Here is a 20330-nt window from a genome sequence, read left to right as displayed (position 1 = left end):
CGAATGTCTTTTTGAAGTATCGGGTAGGAAGAATCGTTGCGGCGTTTGCAGGTTATAGCGAAAAAATATAACTTTGTGTGAGGACTTGAAAACTGAATCATGGGACAATTGTTTACCGATTTGCAGGCGGTCCGGCTGGATGTAGAGGTGAATGCCGTTATCATTCTGGATCAGACGAGCCTGCCCGGTGAGAAAGTTTACCTGTCGCTATCGACGAAGGAAGCGGTATGGGACGCTATTCACCGGTTGAAGGTTCGCGGTGCGCCGGCGATCGGCATTACGGCGGCTTACGGGATTTACGTGTGTTGCAAATCGCTGCGTGCGAGGAAGTTCGATGACTTTTACAAGGGGTTCGTCGAAATCCGCGATTATTTCGAATCGTCCCGTCCGACGGCGGTGAACCTGTCGGCAGCGTTGGAGCGGATGGAACGGTGCGTACTACGCAACCGGGAACTGCCCGTTTCCAGGATTAAACGGCAAATGCTGCGCGAAGCTCTGGCGATTCGGGACGAAGATGCCGCCTCGTGTCACCGGATCGGCGTGTACGCTCTATCGCTGTTGCGTCCCGGAATGGGGATACTGACGCACTGCAATGCCGGTCATTTGGCGGTTTCGGAATACGGAACGGCTTTGGCTCCGGTCTATTTGGGGCAGCAGCAGGGTTATAATTTCAAAGTGTATGCCGACGAAACGCGTCCGTTGCTACAAGGCGCGCGCCTGACCGCTTACGAGTTGCGTTACGCCGGAGTCGATATCACGCTGATATGCGATAACATGGCTTCCGTAGTGATGCGGAAAGGCTGGGTACAGGCGGTTATCGTCGGTTGCGACCGGATCGCGATGAACGGGGATACGGCTAATAAGGTCGGTACGTCGGGACTGGCGATCATGGCGCGGCATTACGGGATTCCGTTCTACGTGCTGGGGCCTACGTCGACGATCGACCGGCGCTGTCCGGACGGGAATGCGATCGTCATCGAGGAGCGCGGATCGGAAGAGGTGACCGACATGTGGTATGCCCGGCGTATGGCTCCGGACGATGTCAAAGTCTACAATCCGGCTTTCGACGTGACCCCGGCCAACCTGATCACGGCGATCGTTACGGAACGCGGAATCGCCCGTGCCCCGTACAACGAAACGTTCGAACGGTGGTTCGGGGAGGAGGAAAAGGACTCCGCCGAGACCGGTTCGAAAACGGAGGAATAAGGTTATTTCAGAAAACAAGAAGATGGTTGAACGAGCCCTTTAAAACTTCATGCTATGGAAATATTGGACGATCATGGAAATCCGGTGCAGAACGTTCCGGTGCAACAACAACCCGCAGAACAAACGCCCGTCGTCTCGGTGGGCGAATGGATGTTGGTCATGCTGATACTCGCGATTCCGCTGGTTAATATCGTGATGCTGTTCGTCTGGGCTTTCGGCGGCGGGGTTAACAAGACGAAAGCCAATTACTGTAAGGCGTCTTTGATCTGGATCGCGATTGCGATCGCGATGTGGATCATTTTCTTCTCGTCGATCATGGGGATGATGGCCGGTCTGAAAGCGCTGGGCAGGTAAATTATTCCGGTATTGAAAAGCGGGGCGGAAAATTTTGGTTCTCCGCCCTGCTTCTTGTTTTGCCGGTTTCTTGTTCCGATTCCGACGTTATGTTATGCCGGTTCGCCGTTCGCAGCCGGTTTCATGGATACGAGGACTTTGTCGATTCGGGCCGCATCCATATCCACGATCTCGAAGTTGAAATTGCGCCACGAAAGCTTTTCGCCGGTTTGCGGGATATGTTCCAGCTCTTCGAGGATCAGCCCGCTGAGCGTGTTGTAATTGAATTCGTTGTACAGTTCCTCCTGGTCGAAGAACGCGAGGAAGTCGTAGAACGGGATTTGTCCGTCGATCAGATAACTGCCGTCGTCGCGGGCGACGATGTCCTGTTCTTCGCCCGCTTCGGGCATCGAGCCTACCAGCGCCTTGATGATGTCTTTGAACGTTACGATCCCTTCGATACTGCCGAATTCGTCGGTGACGATGCCGTAGCGTCCGCCGGTCGTCCGCATCAGTTCGAGCGCATTGTAAACGCTCAGGTTCTCCGGAATGTATTGGGCCGGGCGAATCACTTTCGACAGCGAGAATCCCTCTTCGTCCAACCGTCCGAACAGGTCTTTGAGGTACACTACGCCGGCGATCGAGTCGAGATTCCGGTCGGCCACCGGATAGGTGTTGAACAGGTTGTTTTTGACGATTTGTTCGATCTCGTCGTTCGTGGCGTCGATGTTCAGCCACACCAGTTCGCTGCGGTGCGTCATGATCGACCCTACGTTGCGGTCGCCGAGGTTGAATACGCGTTCCACGATGTCCTGTTCGACTTCCTGGATCTCGCCGCCGACGGTTCCTTCCTGGATGATCGCTTTGATCTCGTCTTCGGTGACTTTGCTTTCTCCCAGCGTATTGATTCCGAGCAGGCGCAGCATGCCGGAAGTGCTCTTTGACAGCAGCCATACGAATGGCAGCGCGATTTTCGACAGTACGTTCATCGGCCGCGCCACCAGTTTGGCGACCTTTTCGGCAGCCTGCATCCCGATTCGTTTCGGGACGAGCTCCCCGACGATCAGCGTCAGGTAAGTGACGATCGCAACGATCAGCGTCTGGGCGATGGCTACCGCGTGCGTCCGCAGCGGCTCGATCGTTGCGATTACTTTGCCGAAATTCTGCGCCAGCACCTCGCCGGAATAGAGACCCGTCAAGATGCCGATCAGCGTGATGCCGATCTGGATCGTAGACAAGAATGTATCGGGGCTGTTGGCTAATTTGAGGGCGGTACGCGCCGCCCGGCTGCCTTTTTTGGAGTCCGCTTCGAGGCGGGATTTCCGGGCTGACACCATCGCGATTTCCGACATCGACAATAAGCCGTTCAAAAGGATCAGCCCGATAATTATGACAATTTCCATTCAGATATGAGAATAGTTACCGCGCTAAGATAAGCAAGTTTCGCAGAAAAACAAAGGGGCCGCGGTTTCGAAACCGCGGCCCCTTCGTTTGAAATCCGGTAACAGATTATTTCGAAAAACCTTTGCCGATGCCGATAAAGTCGGACGCTACCAAAGCGGCGCCTCCGATCAGGCCGCCGTCGACGTCTTCCTTGGCGAAAAGTTCGGCAGCGTTGCTCGGTTTGCAGCTTCCGCCGTACAGGATCACGGTATTGGCTGCGGCGTCGCCGAATTTTTCGGCCAACACCTTGCGGATGAACGCATGGATTTCCTGAGCCTGTTCCGCGGTAGCTGTTTTACCGGTTCCGATCGCCCATACGGGTTCGTAAGCGATGATCAGTTTCGAGAACTGTTCCGGGGTCAGGTTGAAAACCACTTCTTCGATCTGCGCGCGCACCACGTCGAAATATTTGCCGTTTTCGCGTTCTTCGAGTTTTTCGCCGACGCAATAGATCGGGATCAGGTTGTTTTCGTAGGCCTGAACCATTTTCTTGTTCAGCGTAGCGCTGGTTTCGCCGTAATATTCGCGGCGTTCGCTGTGGCCGAGAATCACGTATTCCACGCCCAGCGAAGCGATCATCTTAGCCGAAACTTCGCCGGTGTAGGCACCTTTGGCTTCGGCGGCGCAGTTCTGCGCTCCGACGGCGATGCCGGTTCCTTTGGCGTTCTTTACGATCTCGGACAGGTGCGTAAACGGCGGAATTACGATGAAGTTCACGCACGAGCAAACGTCGCCTTTCAGTGCGGCTACGCCTTTCAACAATTCTACGCCTTCCGCAGGGGTGGTGTTCATTTTCCAGTTACCTGCTACTACTTTCTTTCTCATAATTTTTCGGTATTTAATCCTTGATGTCTTTTCGTTGATCGGTACTGCCGTTACTCCACCCATGTTTTTACTTCGTCGGCAGTCGGGTTTTTCAGTCCCAGCTTGTTTTTCTTGTTATAGCCGCACAGGTCGTTGAACAGCTTGCCTGCCGACAGTTTTTTCAGTGCGTCGACGGTCAAAAAGCCCATTTTCTGCAATACCGGAACCCATTCGGCCGGAACGCCGGCCGCCGCGTATTTCTCTTCCGGATCTTTCTGCGCCGCTTTTTCGGGCCGCATTTGCGGGAAGAACAGCACGTCCTGAATCGTCGTCTGTCCGGTCATGAACATCGTCAGTCGGTCGATTCCTATTCCCATTCCCGAGCAGGTCGGCATACCGTATTCGAGCGCTCGGACGAAATCCATATCGATAAACATCGCCTCGTCGTCGCCTTTTTCGCTGAGCCGCAACTGTTCCTGGAAGCGTTCCAATTGGTCGATCGGGTCGTTCAGCTCGGAATAAGCGTTGCACAGTTCTTTGCCGTTGACGAACAACTCGAACCGCTCGGTCAGGTCGGGGTTGTTGCGGTGGCGTTTACACAGCGGCGACATATCGATCGGGTAGTCCGTTACGAAAGTAGGCTGGATCAGATCTTCTTCGCAGTACTGTCCGAAGATCGCGTCGATCAGCTTGCCTTTGCCCATCGTCTCGTCGGTTTCCACGTTCAGCTTTTTGCAGGCTTCGCGCAGCTCGCCTTCGCTCTTGCCGGTGATGTCGAAGCCGGTTTTCTCGCGGATCGCATCGGTCATCGTAACGCGGCGGAACGGCCGGGCGAAACTGATCTCACGACCGTCGATCATAACTTCGGTCTTGCCGTGCAATGCTTTTGCCACGCGTTCGAGCATCTCTTCGACGAATCCCATCATCCAGATGTAATCTTTGTACGCGACGTATATCTCCATTACGGTGAACTCCGGATTGTGCGTACGGTCCATACCTTCGTTGCGGAAGTCCTTGCCGAATTCGTATACGCCGTCGAATCCGCCGACGATCAGTTTCTTCAAGTACAGCTCGTTGGCGATCCGTAGGTAAAGCGGGATGTCCAGCGCATTGTGGTGCGTGACGAACGGACGGGCCGAAGCTCCCCCCGGAATCGACTGTAGGATCGGCGTTTCGACCTCCACGTATCCTTGCTCGTTAAAAAACGCGCGCATCGTGTTGACGATCTTGCTGCGTTTGAGGAATACTTCGCGTACCTGCGGATTGACGATCAGGTCGACATAACGTTGGCGGTAACGCAGTTCCGGATCGCTGAAGGCGTCGTATACCTGCCCGTCCTTTTCTTTGACGACCGGCAGCGGGCGCAGCGATTTGCTCAGTACCGTGAGTTCTTTGCAATGCACCGACAGTTCTCCGGTCTTCGTAATGAAGGCGAATCCCCGGATGCCGACGATGTCGCCGATATCGAGCAGTTTTTTGAAAACCTTGTTGTACAGCGTGGATTCGGGATCGCCGTTGCAGATGTCGTCGCGTTTGACGTACACCTGAATCCGGCCGGTGTGGTCCTGCAGTTCGAAAAACGAGGCGCTTCCCATGATCCGCCGCGACATGATCCGTCCGGCAATCGAAACCTCCTGGAAATTTCCTTTGTCGGGATCGTACTCCGCAGCGATCCGCGCGGCGGTTGCCGTCACTTCGTATTTGGCCGCCGGGTAAGGCTCTATGCCCAGTTTACGCAGTTCGGCCAGCGAGTTGCGCCGGATCTGTTCCTGTTCGCTAAGTTCAGAGATGCTCATAGGGTGTGGATTGATTGCAAAAGTCCGTAATAAGTAGGCTGCAAATGTACGAAATTTCCGGTTGTTTTTAAAAAAGTTTAGCAAATTCTTGTTTTTCCTGTTCCGGCGGTTTCCGGATGCTAATCTCTCTTTTTCAGTTTTCCCGTTTTGTCGAATTTGTAACTGAGGTTCAACATCAGATAGCGTCCGGAGCGTTGCGTCCAGTTATAGCTGATGTAGTCGGCCAACATGCTGGTCGAGAAGTTGGCGGTGCGGTTCAGCAGGTCGTAGGCGGTGATGTTGATGTCGCCCTGTCGTTTTTTGAACAGCTTGCAGCCGAACGTTAGGTTCAGGATGTGCGTGTTCACGTCGCCGTCGGCGTACGAGAAGTTGTGATAGAGCGAGTAGTTGTAGTTGGCCGTGACGTATATCTTTTTGACGATGTTGACGGTCAGGTTCGTCGCTACGGTCTGGTTGATCGTGTTGTTGTCCGATTTCCGGGAGTTTGACGTGCGGTTGTACGCCGTATTGGTGTACAGCGAAAACTGGTAGACGAGGGATTTGTTGCCGATCAAGCTGAGGCTGAGGTTCGGAGAGAGGCTGTTCGTGTAGTTCAGCTCGTCGCCGATATAGGTGGGGCGCCGGCTGTAAGCGCATCCGGCGTTAGCGCTGAACGTGATGTCGAGCGCTTTGACCGGCAGCGAGTAGCCGGCGCCGAACCGCATCGATCCGGCGCCGTTCACGTTGACCGGCGTGGTCAGCGTAGCGCCTTTCGGAGCGATGTAGCCGTTGTATTCGGGCAGCGGCGTGTCTTCGGTGAAGAATACCTGTTTGGTGGCGATCTCGCGGGCGGTGACGCTACCGTTGAAGTTGAGACTGAACGTGCGCGATTTTTCGGTTTTGGTGGCGGTATATCCGATGTATACCGAGTGCATGTTGCTTTGTTTCAGATCCGGATTGCCGCCCGACAGACTGAGCGGATTCTGGTAGTTCAGTTCGTTGCGGAGCTGTTCGACCCCGGGCTGTTGCGCGTTGGACGAGTAGTTGACGTAGATGCGCCGCGTCGGGCTGATCGTATAGTTCAGCGACGCCGAAGGCTGGAAGCTGCGGAACGTGATTCGGTCGCGCCGTTCGTCCGGGAACGCTTCGTCCTTGTTGAGCCGGGAAGACCGGTATCCGGCATTGACGGCGAAGTAGAGCTTCTCGGTGAAATGGCTGATGTTGAAGGTGTAGTTCTGGGTCGTATAGTTGCGCGAGTAGTCGTAGGTCAGCGAGGTGTCGACCTGCCCGGTGAAACGGTCGACGGCAAGCCGTTTCGACCGGCTGTTTTCATAGGAAATGTGATAATTGACCCCGACCGAGTATTTTTCCTTGAAACGGTAGAAGTAGCCGATGCCGCCCGAAACGGAACGGTTGTGACCTTCGGCCGTGTTTTCCAAGTAGGTGCGGTCGCTGGTTGAAGAGAGCGAATCGACCTGCCAGCCGTCGTCGTTGTTTTTGCTCAGCGTGCCGTCCGCGGACAGGCTGAATCCGTGCTTCCCTTCTTTGAACGCATGCGACCAGGCCAGGTTTTCGGAGATGTTGTAACTGTCGCCGTCGCTGCGTTGCGAGGTGGCGACCCGGTTCAGCGTTTCGCCGTCGAGCATGTTCAGCGCGCCGCGGTAACTCCGGGAGACGCTGCGCGAGAAACGGGCGTTCGGGGCGAAAAACAGAAAGTCGTTTTTCGTATTGTAGCGCATGTGCAGCGAGACGTGGTGGTTCTGCGATCCGTTTTCGGTTCTGGACGTATCGTCGTAAGTGCGCGACTGGTAATCCTCGGTCGGAAAATAAACCTGCCGGGAGATCGACTGCGAGCGGTTGAAATCGTTGTTGTAGCTGTAATTGCCGTCGATGAAAAATTCTTTCCCCCAGCGCTTCGAAAAGTCGGCCGAGGCGTAGGTGTTTTTATTGTAGCCCGACCCCTGGCTGCTGTTGTTGGTTCCTGCGCGTACGCCCATGCTTCGTTTTTCCGAGAAATAGCGGTATGTCCCGCCGGCCCGGTAACGCTCTCCGTGCCGACCGTCGGCCCCTTCGTCCAGGTCGGTTCCGTAGCCGCCCTCGACGCGGACGTTGATGCTTTTTTCGGGTTTGCTGCGGGTTATGAGGTTCATGACCGTGCGTTTTTTCCCGTTCGCGTTGTTCTTGATTTTTTCCTCTTCGACCAGCTCTTCGTATACCTGGATATCGATCACGTCGCGGGCTTCGAGGTATTGCAGCGCCGATTCGGAATTTTCCCCGAACAGCGGCCTGCCGTCGACGTAGGTGCGTTCGACGACTTTCCCCATCACGGTGATCTTTCCGTCTTTGACTTCCATGCCGGGCATCCGCAGCACCAACTGCATACTCTCGTCGCCGGGCAGCACTCGTATCGCTTCGGCGTGGTAAATCAGCGTGTCGCCGCGCTGCCCCATCAGTGGGCGTTCGCCCTGTACGACGGCCGCTTCGAGCTGGTAATCGGCCGTTCCGAGCGCCACCGTATCCATCCGCGTGCCTTTCGGCCCGATCCGTACCCGGCTCGAAAAATCCCGGTAGCCGATGTATGAGATTCGGGTGCGGACGAGCGTATCGCGTATTCGTCCGATCGAGAAAGCTCCTTGCCTGTCGGTGATTACGGTGACCGTGTCGAAAAGCGAAGCGACGGTTACGGTCGCTCCGATCAGCGGGACACGCTGTGCCGAATCGACCACTACGCCGTGCAGTGATCCCGTTTTGGTTTGGGCGAGCGCGGTACCTGCCGATAGGGATAACAAAAAGGCGAAGGTAAAGCGTATGTAGGGTTTCAAAGGTGTTAGGTTTGGTTGCCAAGATATAGTTTATCCGGCGGTTTTCCAAAGAAAACGCATATGATTATTCGGGGTGGATTAACTGAATATTTCGTCTCTCCAGATGATGATTGTCGTTATGAGGACGATGAACGTTCCCCTTATGATTCGTAAGACGATTTTGTTTTTGACGATTGCGGGACATGCGAGCCAGGCAACCAGGACGATACCCATAACGAGTACGTCCCATCGTTTCAGCAGAATCATGGGGCTATATCCTGTTAGGAGCGCCGAGAACAAAAGAAGGGGATTGTTTCCCGATATTTTAGTCGTTAATCGTTTTCCGGGCATGGTCTTCGAATTGAGGATTAGCTGAAAATTCCGTTTCGGTAAATTCTGGTTACGACATATAAAACGAGTATTCCCCGTATGATCCGCGAGACAAATTTATTTTTGATATATGCAAGAACAATCGACACGGTCAAGACGAAAACGGCGAAAGCGAGCGTATCCCAATATTTTGACAGAATCGTCTGAATCGTCAGGTATATCCATATCGCAAAGAATGCAATGGATAAAAGGAAGTCTTTTTTTCATCCCGGGTTAACATCCTATAATTATGCGATTTGTCGTAAATTGTCCTCGGTACGAAGATTTGTTAAAGTTAAAAAATAATCCGTCGAAAATGAAATAATCGGACTTTTTTATTGTGCTTTTCCCGGCGGGGAATAACAAAACGAGCTCCGGTTTCGGGCCGGAGCTCGTTTTGTACGATTGTATCGTTTTAAAATTCCGACGTGAAGTGGAACCGGATGTCCGGAAATTTCTCTTGGGCCAGCGACAGCGCGTACGAAGTGTCTGCAAGGAAGACTTCGCGGCCGTGCTTGTCGAGCGCCATGCTGTTGAACTTCCGTTTGCGGAAATCCTCCATTTGCGCCTCGTTATCCGACTCGACCCAGCAGGCTTTGTACACCTGCACCGGTTCGTAGCGGCACAGCGCGCCGTATTCGTGTTCGAGCCGGTACTGAATCACTTCGAACTGCAACGCCCCGACCGTGCCGATGATCTTGCGGCCGTTCATCTTGCTGGTGAACAGTTGGGCCACGCCTTCGTCCATCAGTTGGTCGATCCCTTTGGCCAGTTGCTTGAATTTCATCGGGTCGCCGTTTTCGATGTAACGGAACAACTCCGGCGAGAAGCTCGGGATGCCGACGAACTGCAACTGTTCGCCTTCGGTAAACGTGTCGCCTATTTTGAAGTTGCCGGTGTCGTGCAGGCCGACGATATCGCCCGGATAGGCTTCGTCGATCACCGATTTCTTTTCGGCCATAAATGCGGTCGGCGCGGCGAACTTGATGTTTTTGCCGGAACGTACGTGCAGGTACGGTTTATTGCGTTCGAAAACTCCCGAACAAATTTTCAGAAATGCGATGCGGTCGCGGTGGTTCGGGTCCATGTTCGCATGGATCTTGAAAACGAATCCGGTCAGTTTGGGTTCGTACGGGTCGATGTCGCGTTGCGCCGTATGCGATTTTCCCGGCGACGGGGCGATGTCGATAAAACAGTCGAGCAGTTCGCGGACGCCGAAATTGTTCAGCGCGCTGCCGAAGAAAACCGGCGCGACCGTTCCGGCCCGGTAGCTGTCCAATTCGAACGGCGGATAGACCCCCTCGACCAGTTCCAGGTCGTCGCGCAGGTGCTGCGTGAACGGTTCGATGTACTTGTCGATAGCCGGATCGTTTAGTTTGACGTCGAGCGTTTCCCCTTCGGCCGACTGCTTGTCGGCGCCGAAGAACAACGATAGCCGGTCGCCGTACAGGTCGTACACGCCTTTGAACGTCGGCCCGGTACTGATCGGCCATGCCAACGGACGCACTTTGATTTTCAGCTCTTTTTCGATTTCGTCGAGCAGGTCGAACGGGTCTTTGCACGGCCGGTCGAGCTTGTTGATGAAAACCATTACCGGCGTGTTGCGCATCCGGCACACTTCCATCAGCTTGCGGGTCTGCGTTTCGACTCCTTTGGCTCCGTCGATTACGATAATCACGCTGTCGACGGCCGTCAGCGTACGGTAAGTGTCTTCGGCGAAATCCTCGTGCCCCGGCGTATCCAGGATGTTGATTTTTACATCCTTATATTCGAAGCCCATGACCGACGTGGCGACCGAGATTCCCCGCTGGCGTTCGATCTCCATGAAGTCCGACGTAGCTCCCTTCTTGATTTTGTTCGATTTGACGGCCCCGGCCACGTGGATGGCCCCGCCGAAGAGCAGCAGTTTTTCGGTTAGCGTCGTTTTCCCTGCGTCCGGGTGGCTGATGATGGCGAATGTCCGCCTGCGTCGTATTTCCTGTTCTAATTCCATCGTTTCGTTCGTTACGGTGTTACGGTTGTTTTTCCGGAGCCGGCCCGGCGGCGACCCAGCGGAGTGCGCCGAGCACCTGCGCCCGGTACTGCGGATCGTCGTAATTTTGGCTGTCGTGTCCCAGGGCGGTGTACCAACTGCGTCCGCCGTCGAACTGATTGCACCATACGGCCGGGATACTCGGCGTCAGCGCTTCCGGTTCGCGGCCGGCCCAGTCCACGCCGGCGGTTTCCCAGATGGCCAGGATCCGCGCTTCGGGGTTCAGCCGTTTGAATACGTACAGTTCGTCTTCGGTTTGTAGCGTATCGGGCAACTGTGCGGTCGAAGGATGGGATTGGTCGACCACTTTCAACGTCAGTCGTTGCAGCGGCGGATGAAAATCGAAGCGCCCGCCGATCATCTGCGTGAACCATTCCCAGCCGCGCCCGGTGCAGGCCGCCGCATGCAGGCCGATGAAGCCGCCGCCCCGACGGACGAACCGTTCGAACGCGCCGCGCTGCGCGGAGTCAAGCAGCGGTTCGACGTAACTCGCGTTCGCGTAGACGATCGCATCGTACTTCGCCAGCGAGTCGTCGCAAAATACGGCCGTGTCGGACGTCGTATCTGCCGCAAAGCCGTTTTCGGCGGCCATCTCCTGCAGCATCCGCGCCGACGCCGCGATATTTTCATGTACATAGCCGTCGCCATGCCCGGTGAATACGAGCACGCTTTTGCCGCGCAGGTCGGCCGTCCGGTCGTCCTGCCGTTCGTTCGCGCACGAGCCGAGCAGCGCCAGCGCGCACAGTAGAAAGGCGGTTATTCTGAACATTATTCCATGTTTACGGGTTTGGCCGGATAGTCGATCGAGTAGTGCAGCCCGACGCTTTCGTGCATCGCCTCGGCTTGCTTGATGATCAGATAGCCCACGGCGATCATGTTGCGCAGTTCGCACAGGTGCTGACTGAGGGTCGATTTCAGGTACAACTCCTCGGTCTCTTTGAAAATGATTTCGAGGCGGCGTTTGGCCCGTTCGAGCCGCAGGTTCGAGCGCACGATGCCGACATAATTACTCATGATCAGCTGCATCTCCTTGTAATTCTGCGTAATCAGCGCCATCTCTTCCGGGATGGCCGTGCCTTCGTAGTCCCAGGCCGGAATATTGCGCTGCAACTCGATCGTATTCAGCAGCGAGATGGCGTGCTGCGCCGCTACGTCGGCATAGACGGCGGCTTCCATCAGCGAATTCGACGCCAGGCGGTTGCCGCCGTGCAGACCGGTCGAAGAGGTTTCGCCGAGCGCGTACAGGTGCCGGATCGACGACTCCCCGTTCAGGTTGACCTTCACGCCGCCGCAGCAGTAATGCGCCGCCGGCACGACCGGGATCATATCCTTGGTCAGGTCGATGCCGACCGACAGGCATTTCTGATAAATGTTCGGGAAGTGGTTGATGACCTCTTTCGGGTCTTTGTGCGTGATGTCGAGGTAAACGAATTCGTCGCCCGATATTTTCATTTCGTGGTCGATGCTGCGCGCCACAACGTCGCGCGGCGCGAGCGACCCCATCGGGTGGTATTTGTGCATGAACTCCTTGCCGTTTTGCAGCCTGAGCAGCGCGCCGAACCCGCGCATCGCCTCGCTGATCAGAAACGACGGCCGTTCGCCGGGGTTGTACAGCGAGGTCGGGTGGAACTGCAGGAACTGCATGTTTTCGACCGCTCCCTTCGCGCGGTGTACCATCGCGATGCCGTCGCCGGTCGCTACGGCCGGGTTGGTCGTCGTATGGTAAATATTGCCGACCCCGCCGGTGGCCATGACCGTTATTTTGGCCAGCACCGTATAGATTTCATGCTTTTTCAGATTCAGCACGTAAGCGCCGAAGCAGGTGATGTCCGGCGTGCTTTTTTTGACCAACTTGCCCAGGTGGTGCTGCGTCAGGATGTCGACCGCGAAATGATGCTCGTAGATTTCGATGTTGTGGTGGCGCTTGACGCGGCGCATCAGCGCGCGTTCGATCTCGTGGCCGGTGATGTCTTTGTGGTGCAGGATGCGGTGCTCGCTGTGCCCTCCTTCGCGGGCCAGTTCGTAGCGTCCCGAGCCGTCCTTGTCGAATTTCGCGCCCCAGTGGATCAGTTGTTTGATGACCGTCGGCGCATGCGTCACGACCTGTTCGACCGCCGCCCGGTCGCAAATGCCCGCGCCGCACACCAGCGTGTCGTGGATGTGTTTCTCGAACGTGTCGGGATCGTACATTACCGATGCGATGCCGCCCTGCGCGTAATCCGTGTTGCATTCGCCGAGCTCGCCTTTGGTGACGATCATTACCTTTCCGTATTCGGCGGCTTTCAGCGCGAAGCTGAGTCCGGCGATACCGCTGCCGACGACCAGAAAATCCGTTTCTATATTCATTGCAAAATCAGCTTTTGAAGTTCTTGTTCACTGCCTCGGAAGACGTTCCGGTCGACCTTGCGCCGTATGCCGGAAATCGTATGCGAATCGGTATGCTGCCAGATTTGCCAGTCCAGCTCGGGGCACCCGCGGTAATCGGCGATCCAAAGCGGGTAGTTTTTTGCCTTGAAGTCTCCGTGCAGGTATGTTTCGTAAAAATTCGTCGAGCAGTATATGATCGGATTGGTTCCGTAATAGCGTTTGATTTCGTTGCAAAAGGCTTTCGCCTCTCGGACCATTTTTTTCGGATCGGTCATGAAACGGTGCGGTTCGATGTCGAGCACCGGAAGGAAGTTCCCCTTTTGTAGTTTGGCCGTTTTAATAAAATTCCGCGCCTGCTCCTTGCCGGAGGTGCGGTGTCCGAAAAAATGATAGGCTCCCCACGGGATACCTGCCTTTTCGAGTTCTTTGCGGTGCTGTTCGTAGGTCGGATCGACGATCAGCGTTCCTTCGGTGGCCTTGATCAGTACGAAATAAGGTTTTTCGCTTTCGATGACTTTTTCCCAGTTGACATTTTGCTGGTGCCGCGAGACATCCAGTCCCCAGATTTCGAAATCGCTCGCGGTCTTTTCGCGGCAGGCCGGCGCGAGAAACAGCATACCCAGCAGGAAAATGTAATATCGAACGTTCGGCATAAAAGAATTTTCGGCGTTAAGCGCCTTGTTAAATATTGGCCGGATAGGGGCTCTGCGTATTCCGACGTTTGTTTCGACCTTGTCCGGGTGCGCAAAGTTACAAAACGGTTTTGTTTTTCTTTCATCGCGTATACCATTTTTCCATAAAATAGTTTTAGCTTTGCAAAGATTGAGAGCTCGGTAACCCAAATTTTGAGAGAGCAAATGAAGAGACGGATTTTATGCCTTGTCCTGTCTGTCGTAGCGGTATCCCGCGGATTTGCGGCGGAAACCGGAAAAGTTTCCGCATTGCCCCCCGACAGTTTATCCTACAATATGAATGAAGTGGTGGTGACGGCTACGCGCACGCCGCTGATGTTGAAAGACACCCCGATTATCACCCGGGTGATTACGGCCAAAGACATCCAGCGGCGCGGCGTGGCGACTTTGCAGCAGGCGCTCGAAGGGGAGCTTGCCGGCGTCGAGTTCCACCAGGCCGGTTACGGTTCGTCGCTGTCGTTCCAGGGGTTGGATGCGCGCTATGTGCTGTTCCTTGTCGATGGGGAGCGTATCGCCGGCGAAACTTACGGCAACATCGACTATGCGCGGATTCCGATGGACAACATCGCCCGGATCGAGATCGTCCGCGGCGCTTCTTCGGTGCTGTACGGTTCGAACGCGATGGGCGCCGTCGTAAACCTGATTACCCGGATGCCGGTACAAAAATACGAAATCAACGCCTCGCTGCGTTACGGCACGCCGTTCCAGCGAAACGGAGGCGACAGCCTGGCCGGCAGCGCTACGCCGCGCGACAGCCGATTTTACCGCGACAAGCTCGATCTGCCGAACCTGAAGGGCGATTTCTCGATCGGTTTCAACCTTGGGAAGTTCAAGTCGCTGACCGCTTTTTCGTACCGGTCGACCGATGCCTACCGGTTGGTGGGAACCAAAAACGAAGTGCGCCATTACGATTCGCTAAACATGATGACGCCGAAGATGATTCCGGTGCTCGGGCCGGAAGGCAACGTCGTCGGTATGCGTCCGCAGATGGATCCGGCGACCGGCATGCCGGTATTCGTCGTCGGACGGACGGTGCGCGATACGACGGTCAGCGTTGCGCCCGATAAGCGGGGACTGAGCGTCAGCGGGTGGCGCGACATCAATGTCAGCCAGCGTTTCGATTACGAACTGTCCGATAAGTTCAGGTTTCAGGTGACCGGAAGTTATTTCAGCAAGAACCGCTACGATTTCAACGGCAGCATCCTCGACGAGAACCCGATGTCGAACAATTCGAAACCGTGGACCTACGAGTCGTACAGCGGCTACAACGTGAAGGCTCAGATGGAGCACTCGCCGAACAGGAACAATAAGATTTACCTGTCGTTCATGCACGACGGCTATTACCGCAACCTGGACAGCCTTTCGTCGGCGACGGTTCCCAAGCAACGGCATTCGTACAACATCCCGCGTCTGCTGTGGACGCTTCAGGCCGGCGAGTACAACCGGCTGACGACCGGCGTCGAAATGGTCAATGAGCGGCTGCGTTTCGACTTGAATCGCGATTCGCTCGGTTTCGACGCGCCGGAAAGCATGACCTCCGGATCGCTGTACGTCCAGGACGAAATTCTCAACGGGCATGCGCTCAGTTTCGTAGCCGGCGTGCGGGGCAACTACAACAACCGTTTCGGATGGAGCGTCACGCCGAAGCTGTCGGCCAAATATACGGTCGGTCACTGTTCGCTCAGGGCGAATTACGCCAGCGGCTACCGGACTCCGTCGCTGAAGGAGATGTATATGGAATTTACGGTGCCGATCCCGGGGCAAACCACCGTGATCCGCGGAAACGACCGCCTGCGCCCCGAAACGAACCACTACGTCTCGCTGGCCGCCGAATACAACCGCGAGGGCGTCAATTTTTCGGCTACCGCTTATAAAAGCTTTTTCCGCAATAAGATCGACGTGCGCGGACATGCCGAAGGAGTGGAGACGATCTTACAGTACGAGAATATCAACCGCAGCCAGTTCGCCGGCGTGGAAGTGATGGCTAACGTGCGGTTGGCGCGCGGGTTGTTCGTCCGGGCCAATTATAATTATATCTACCAGACGGACGACGCTCCGGAGAGCTCCACTCAGTATATCTTCCCGAGTCCGCATACCGCGACGTTCCAGGCCGATTACGGTTTTATGATCCGCAAATGCTACATCGGACTGAATGCCGCCGTGCGTTACGTGGGAGCCAAGGATTACGAAGACTTTATGCCGGTGCTGGACATGACCGGCTCTTCGATGGCGAGTATGAAATATTGGACGGGAACCTATACGGCGCATCACGACGGATATGCGGTCTGCGACGCCGTCGTCAATGCTACGTTCCCGCAGCGGGTTACGCTGTCGGTCGGCGTGAACAATATGTTCAACCGCCAGCCGTCGATCGTCAATTTCAATTCCGACATCACGTCGCCCCGGAACATGTTCGTGCGGATCAGTTACGCGTTCGGACACGATTGATCGTGCCGCGCCCCTGCGGAGTGTCCGGCGAAAACCGCGCGATCTTCGGGGGCGGGGCAGTAAGGCATTTTTTTTGCGTGGGATTGAGTATTCAACCAATTACGCAATCGTTATGAATAATTCTGTTTCCGTTCCGTCCCGGACGGCGGGGGGCGATCCGGCCGCCTTTTCGAAACCTCCGGTCCGCGCCCGCATCGAGAAGGCGATCCGCAATCTGCTGAACGTGCTGGTGTTGTTGGGCAGCGTGCTGGTGATCGCTGCGCTGTCTTTCGAAGTTTTCCACGATTCGCAGCAGCTTTACTATAAGTCGTACATGAAAATACAGCTTTGGGTCTGTATCGTTTTTTTGATCGACTTTTTTTACCGGCTGTACCTGAGTCCGAAAAAGATGAGGTTCGTCTGGCGAAATTTCCTCTTCTTCTTGGTCGCGATTCCCTACCTGCATCTGGTTCCCTATTTCCAGATGAACCCGGCTTCGGAGATTTCCTACATTTTCCGGTTGATGCCCTTGGTGCGCGGCGGATACGGGTTGGCTATTACGGTGGGGTGGATCACGCGCAGCAAACTGACCAGCCTGCTGGTTTCCTACATTCTGATTATCCTGTCGCTGACCTATTTCGCCAGTCTCGTATTTTTCATGCTGGAGCATCCGGTCAATCCTGCCGTCACTTCCTACGGCGAGGCTCTGTGGTGGGCTTTTATGAACGTCACCACCGTCGGGTCGAATATCTTCGCGAGGACGGGTACCGGCGAGGTGCTTTCCGTCGTGCTGGCCGCGTCGGGCATGATGCTGTTCCCGATTTTTACGGTATACATTACGAGCCGTTTTCAGTCGCATAAGCAGCAAGGCGGGCAATCCGGTGCGGATGAAGCCGGTTCCTGAGGTTTCCGGCCGAACGACGTTTCGGCCGGGTCATAATTTACGTTTTCCGATGTCGGATTTCGGGTCATATGCAGTATCTTTGCCGATATAATCGTTGTTTCATGTTCAAATTAAAAAAACAGATGAAAAGGATATTGTATTGTGCGATGGCGGCCGCTCTGTTCGTGGGAACGGTCGGCTGTGCGGACGAAAAGGAAGGGACGGACGATCCGACGGTGGACAATGCGGTGGACCCGGATTTGTACGACGTCGATCCGCAGCCGGAAACGGATCAGGAAGAGGTCAAAATGAATACGACGCTCTATTTCTTTTCCGATGCGGATGCGGCGACGGATAGTTGTTCGCTGAAAGACAATTTCGTATCGCGTTTCGCTTCCGCTCAGAAATGGGACGGCGTTTCGATTCCGTCGCAGGGAGACTGCCTGCTTTTCAACGTGGATGAAGCGTCTTCCATCGTAGGGAACGCGGCGGGACTGGACGCCCTGAAAAAGATGCACGAAGCGGGGGTGCTGTTGGTTATGGAAGGAGGTTCCGAAAGGGATTTCGAACGGGTTTGCCGCATGGTGGAGAATTATAATCCGTATGCGGTCGGAGATGCGGAAGAGGAGCCTAACGGCGGGGAACTGCCCCTGTGGATATGGACCGGTCCGCTACCCGGAGCGGCGAGCCTTGCGATGCTGCTCGAACCGACCGATACGGACGGCGATTTTACCGACGATTTCAGTCAGGGGGAGTTGTGCGATATGGCGCTGACCGAAATTAAAGATGCGCTGGCTGCTGTAAACGGAACAGCCGGAATGTCGGTCGCGAACGGGACCAAAAGCGGGGACGAGCAGAAAGAACTGACCCAACTGATGAATGCGACCAAATTCTATATTTACAAATCCCAGAAAATCGAGTCGAGCGACTACCGGAGTTCGAAAAAAGGATCGCATACGAATAACTACCAGGTGGAGTTCGACGTGTGGTATGCATTCAGCGAAGACGAACAGCGTAATTACTATTATATCCACGAGGAGATTTCCTGCCCGTTTAAAAATACGTACGTGGGAGTTTATAGTAAAAGCGTCAGCGGAATCGCCAAGGTATGCGAATGGTTCGGCCGGCAGGTGGACGTTACGTTCGAGCCGGTGAGCAATGCGAACGATGTGAAGATTCACCGCAGTTCGCCCACTTCCACGCAGTCGAGCCAGTCCTATACGTCCGGATTCTCCTGGAACCTGGGCGGGAACGTCTCCTATAAATTCGGAGGTGAGAGTGCCGGGGCTACGGTCGGGCTGAGCGGAGGAATTTCCGTGTCCAACAGCCATACCTACACGGTAAACGACGTAACGATTGCCGATAACGGGGATAACGGTTCGGAATGCAAGGCTTCGTGGTCTTTTATCCTGAGCGGCGTGCGCACGACTTACGCCCCGTTCTCTACGGCCTGTGTCAATATGTACGAAGGCAGCCTGACGGGGAGGACCAAACTTCAGGCCGGTACGGACTTTATTATTTCGACGCCGGTGAAAAGCCGGACTCCGCAGTTCAAAGGCACCCTGTCCGTGCAGCTTAAATCGAGTTGCGGAAAGATGGGGACAACCTGCTGGGAACGGACGAGGAATGCCGATCATTCGGAAACTTTTACTTTGCCTGCCGTGAAATAAGATTCTGTTCCGCAGATCCGAAAAAATGCGGGGAAGGTTATACGTTGCGTATAACCTTCCCCGCATTTCGATTCCGGAGCGGGGGCGCGCCGCTATTTTTTCAAATTCCGGATGTCTTCCGGCGTGATCTGCGTAAAGTCGTCGATCAGGATGTCGTAATCGGACAGGTCTTCGCGGCGGAAGGTCGAAGCGATGGCGACGACCGATTCTCCGGCGCTGCGGGCGGCCCGGATGCCTACCGGGGCGTCTTCGACCACGATGCATTCGCCGGGAGCGAGTTCCAGTTTTTTAGCTGCCAGCAGGTAGACCTCCGGATCGGGCTTGCCGCGGGTGATCATGTCGCCGTTGGCAATGGCATCGAAGTATCCGGCGATTCCGCAACGGTCGAGCACGAAGTTGACGTTCGGCGTGTTGCCCGACGATCCTACGGCGGTTTTATACCCTTCTTTTTTCAGCGCTTTCAGGAAATCGACCAGTCCTTTGGCCGGAGCGATCGTGCGCTCGAAGATTTCGCGGTAGATGTTTTCCTTTTCGACGGCGATCTTTTTCCAGTCCGTCGTCTTGATTACCTCGGGCATCAGCCGTTCGAGGATCAGGTCGTTGGTCATGCCGAACGTAGGCATGAATTTTTCGCGGTCGAACGGAACCCCGTATTTCCTGCAAATGATTTCGAATGCCTCGATGTGTGCGTCGCGGTTGTCCACCAGAACGCCGTCCATGTCGAAAATTACTCCCTTGATCATAGCCTTCTTTGCTTATTGAATTTTTCTGCAAAGATAATGTTTTTCCGGGTTTTGCCGGTTTCCCAGGACGGATTCCGGACTCCGGTTTGGGCATTGGCGGCGAAAAATGCTATCTTTGCGTATTCTTTATCCGCTGCCGCATGAGTGAAATTCCCGAAAAAACCATCGAGCGTCTGAGCGAATACCGCCGCACGCTGCTTGCTTGCCATAATCAGGGCATCACGCATATCTTTTCGCACGTACTTGCCGGTATTCATGGCATTACGGCCGTTCAGGTGCGGCGTGACCTGATGCTGATCGGCTTTTCGAGCGATACGAAAAAGGGTTACGACGTCGAGGTGCTGATCGATTTTATCAGCGGGATACTCGACAGTCCGAACGTTGTCAATATCGGGGTGCTCGGGATGGGGAATCTCGGACAGGCACTGACGAAATATTTCAACGGCCGCCGGTCGAAACTGCGGATCGTAGCGTCGTTCGACGTCGACGGGGATAAAGTGGGGCACGAGATCGACGGCATCCCGTGTTACGGCATGGAGAGTTTCGAAGAGCAGGTGCAGAAGTCCGACATCAAGATCGTGATCCTGTCGTCGCCGACGTCGATCGCGTCGGAACTGGTCGTGCCGATCATCAATGCCGGGATCAAGGGAGTGCTGAATTTCACTTCGATGCCGCTCAATTTCCCGCGCGGGATTTTTGTCGAAAATTACGATATCACGACCGTACTCGAAAAGGTCGCCTATTTTGTCAAGGAGGCCGAGGAAAGTACGGACGCTCAAAACTGA

Annotated in this window: 15 protein-coding genes; 6 read left to right on the top strand and 9 right to left on the bottom strand. The window is 55.1% G+C overall.

The window, feature by feature from the left end; genetic code table 11:
- The first annotated feature begins 99 nt into the window (after window positions 1-99).
- Complete coding sequence (gene mtnA, locus C1A08_RS01780) at window positions 100-1206, top strand: S-methyl-5-thioribose-1-phosphate isomerase (protein ID WP_101570977.1); 1107 nt, start codon at window positions 100-102, stop codon at window positions 1204-1206.
- 54 nt (window positions 1207-1260) lie between these two features.
- Complete coding sequence (locus C1A08_RS01775; RefSeq protein WP_101570975.1) at window positions 1261-1560, top strand: hypothetical protein; 300 nt, start codon at window positions 1261-1263, stop codon at window positions 1558-1560.
- A gap of 92 nt (window positions 1561-1652) precedes the next feature.
- Here C1A08_RS01775 and C1A08_RS01770 read toward each other — a convergent pair whose 3' ends face one another.
- The 8 genes from C1A08_RS01770 to C1A08_RS01730 all read right to left on the bottom strand — a co-directional run bounded on the left by C1A08_RS01770 (window position 1653) and on the right by C1A08_RS01730 (window position 13783).
- Window positions 1653-2942 carry a hemolysin family protein gene (locus C1A08_RS01770; protein ID WP_101570973.1) on the bottom strand — a complete coding sequence of 430 codons (1290 nt, stop codon included), beginning with the start codon at window positions 2940-2942 and terminating at the stop codon, window positions 1653-1655.
- 106 nt (window positions 2943-3048) lie between these two features.
- Window positions 3049-3807 (bottom strand): triose-phosphate isomerase, encoded by a 759-nt coding sequence (gene tpiA / locus C1A08_RS01765; RefSeq protein ID WP_055205541.1) that lies wholly within the window; start codon window positions 3805-3807, stop codon window positions 3049-3051.
- A 50-nt stretch (window positions 3808-3857) separates the two neighbouring features.
- Window positions 3858-5582, bottom strand: a complete 1725-nt coding sequence (gene lysS / locus C1A08_RS01760) for a lysine--tRNA ligase (RefSeq protein WP_055205542.1) — start codon at window positions 5580-5582, stop codon at window positions 3858-3860.
- A gap of 119 nt (window positions 5583-5701) precedes the next feature.
- Window positions 5702-8383 carry a TonB-dependent receptor domain-containing protein gene (locus tag C1A08_RS01755; RefSeq protein ID WP_101570971.1) on the bottom strand — a complete coding sequence of 894 codons (2682 nt, stop codon included), beginning with the start codon at window positions 8381-8383 and terminating at the stop codon, window positions 5702-5704.
- 763 nt (window positions 8384-9146) lie between these two features.
- Window positions 9147-10724, bottom strand: a complete 1578-nt coding sequence (locus tag C1A08_RS01745; RefSeq protein WP_101570967.1) for a peptide chain release factor 3 — start codon at window positions 10722-10724, stop codon at window positions 9147-9149.
- Between the two features lie 19 nt (window positions 10725-10743).
- A complete protein-coding gene (locus tag C1A08_RS01740; RefSeq protein WP_101570965.1) occupies window positions 10744-11532 on the bottom strand; it encodes a ThuA domain-containing protein in 789 nt (262 codons plus the stop codon).
- Window positions 11532-13109, bottom strand: a complete 1578-nt coding sequence (gene nadB / locus C1A08_RS01735) for an L-aspartate oxidase (protein WP_153497989.1) — start codon at window positions 13107-13109, stop codon at window positions 11532-11534. Before nadB ends, C1A08_RS01740 begins: the two co-directional genes overlap by 1 nt.
- Window positions 13106-13783 (bottom strand): glycoside hydrolase family 25 protein, encoded by a 678-nt coding sequence (locus C1A08_RS01730; protein ID WP_101570963.1) that lies wholly within the window; start codon window positions 13781-13783, stop codon window positions 13106-13108. The genes nadB and C1A08_RS01730 overlap by 4 nt, the downstream gene beginning before the upstream one ends.
- A 315-nt stretch (window positions 13784-14098) precedes the next feature.
- Between C1A08_RS01730 and C1A08_RS01725 the strand changes: the two genes are divergently transcribed.
- The 3 genes from C1A08_RS01725 to C1A08_RS01715 all read left to right on the top strand — a co-directional run bounded on the left by C1A08_RS01725 (window position 14099) and on the right by C1A08_RS01715 (window position 18802).
- On the top strand, window positions 14099-16270 hold the full coding sequence (locus C1A08_RS01725) for a TonB-dependent receptor plug domain-containing protein (RefSeq protein ID WP_257937030.1): 2172 nt from the start codon (window positions 14099-14101) through the stop codon (window positions 16268-16270).
- A 112-nt stretch (window positions 16271-16382) separates the two neighbouring features.
- Window positions 16383-17153 carry a potassium channel family protein gene (locus C1A08_RS01720; protein ID WP_081032636.1) on the top strand — a complete coding sequence of 257 codons (771 nt, stop codon included), beginning with the start codon at window positions 16383-16385 and terminating at the stop codon, window positions 17151-17153.
- Window positions 17154-17275: 122 nt separating this feature from the next.
- Window positions 17276-18802 (top strand): hypothetical protein, encoded by a 1527-nt coding sequence (locus C1A08_RS01715; protein ID WP_125147225.1) that lies wholly within the window; start codon window positions 17276-17278, stop codon window positions 18800-18802.
- Between the two features lie 92 nt (window positions 18803-18894).
- Here the strand turns inward: C1A08_RS01715 and C1A08_RS01710 are convergent, their stop codons facing one another.
- The gene (locus tag C1A08_RS01710) at window positions 18895-19545 is read right to left on the bottom strand and encodes an HAD family hydrolase (RefSeq protein ID WP_055205552.1); all 651 of its coding nucleotides are present in this window, start codon (window positions 19543-19545) and stop codon (window positions 18895-18897) included.
- Between the two features lie 140 nt (window positions 19546-19685).
- Between C1A08_RS01710 and C1A08_RS01705 the strand changes: the two genes are divergently transcribed.
- Complete coding sequence (locus C1A08_RS01705) at window positions 19686-20330, top strand: redox-sensing transcriptional repressor Rex (protein ID WP_055205553.1); 645 nt, start codon at window positions 19686-19688, stop codon at window positions 20328-20330.

Source organism: Alistipes sp. cv1 (assembly GCF_900240235.1).
Lineage (GTDB): Bacteria > Bacteroidota > Bacteroidia > Bacteroidales > Rikenellaceae > Alistipes_A > Alistipes_A hominis.
Note: the sequence above shows the minus strand (reverse complement) of the source record. Positions and strands in the feature narration are given on the sequence as shown.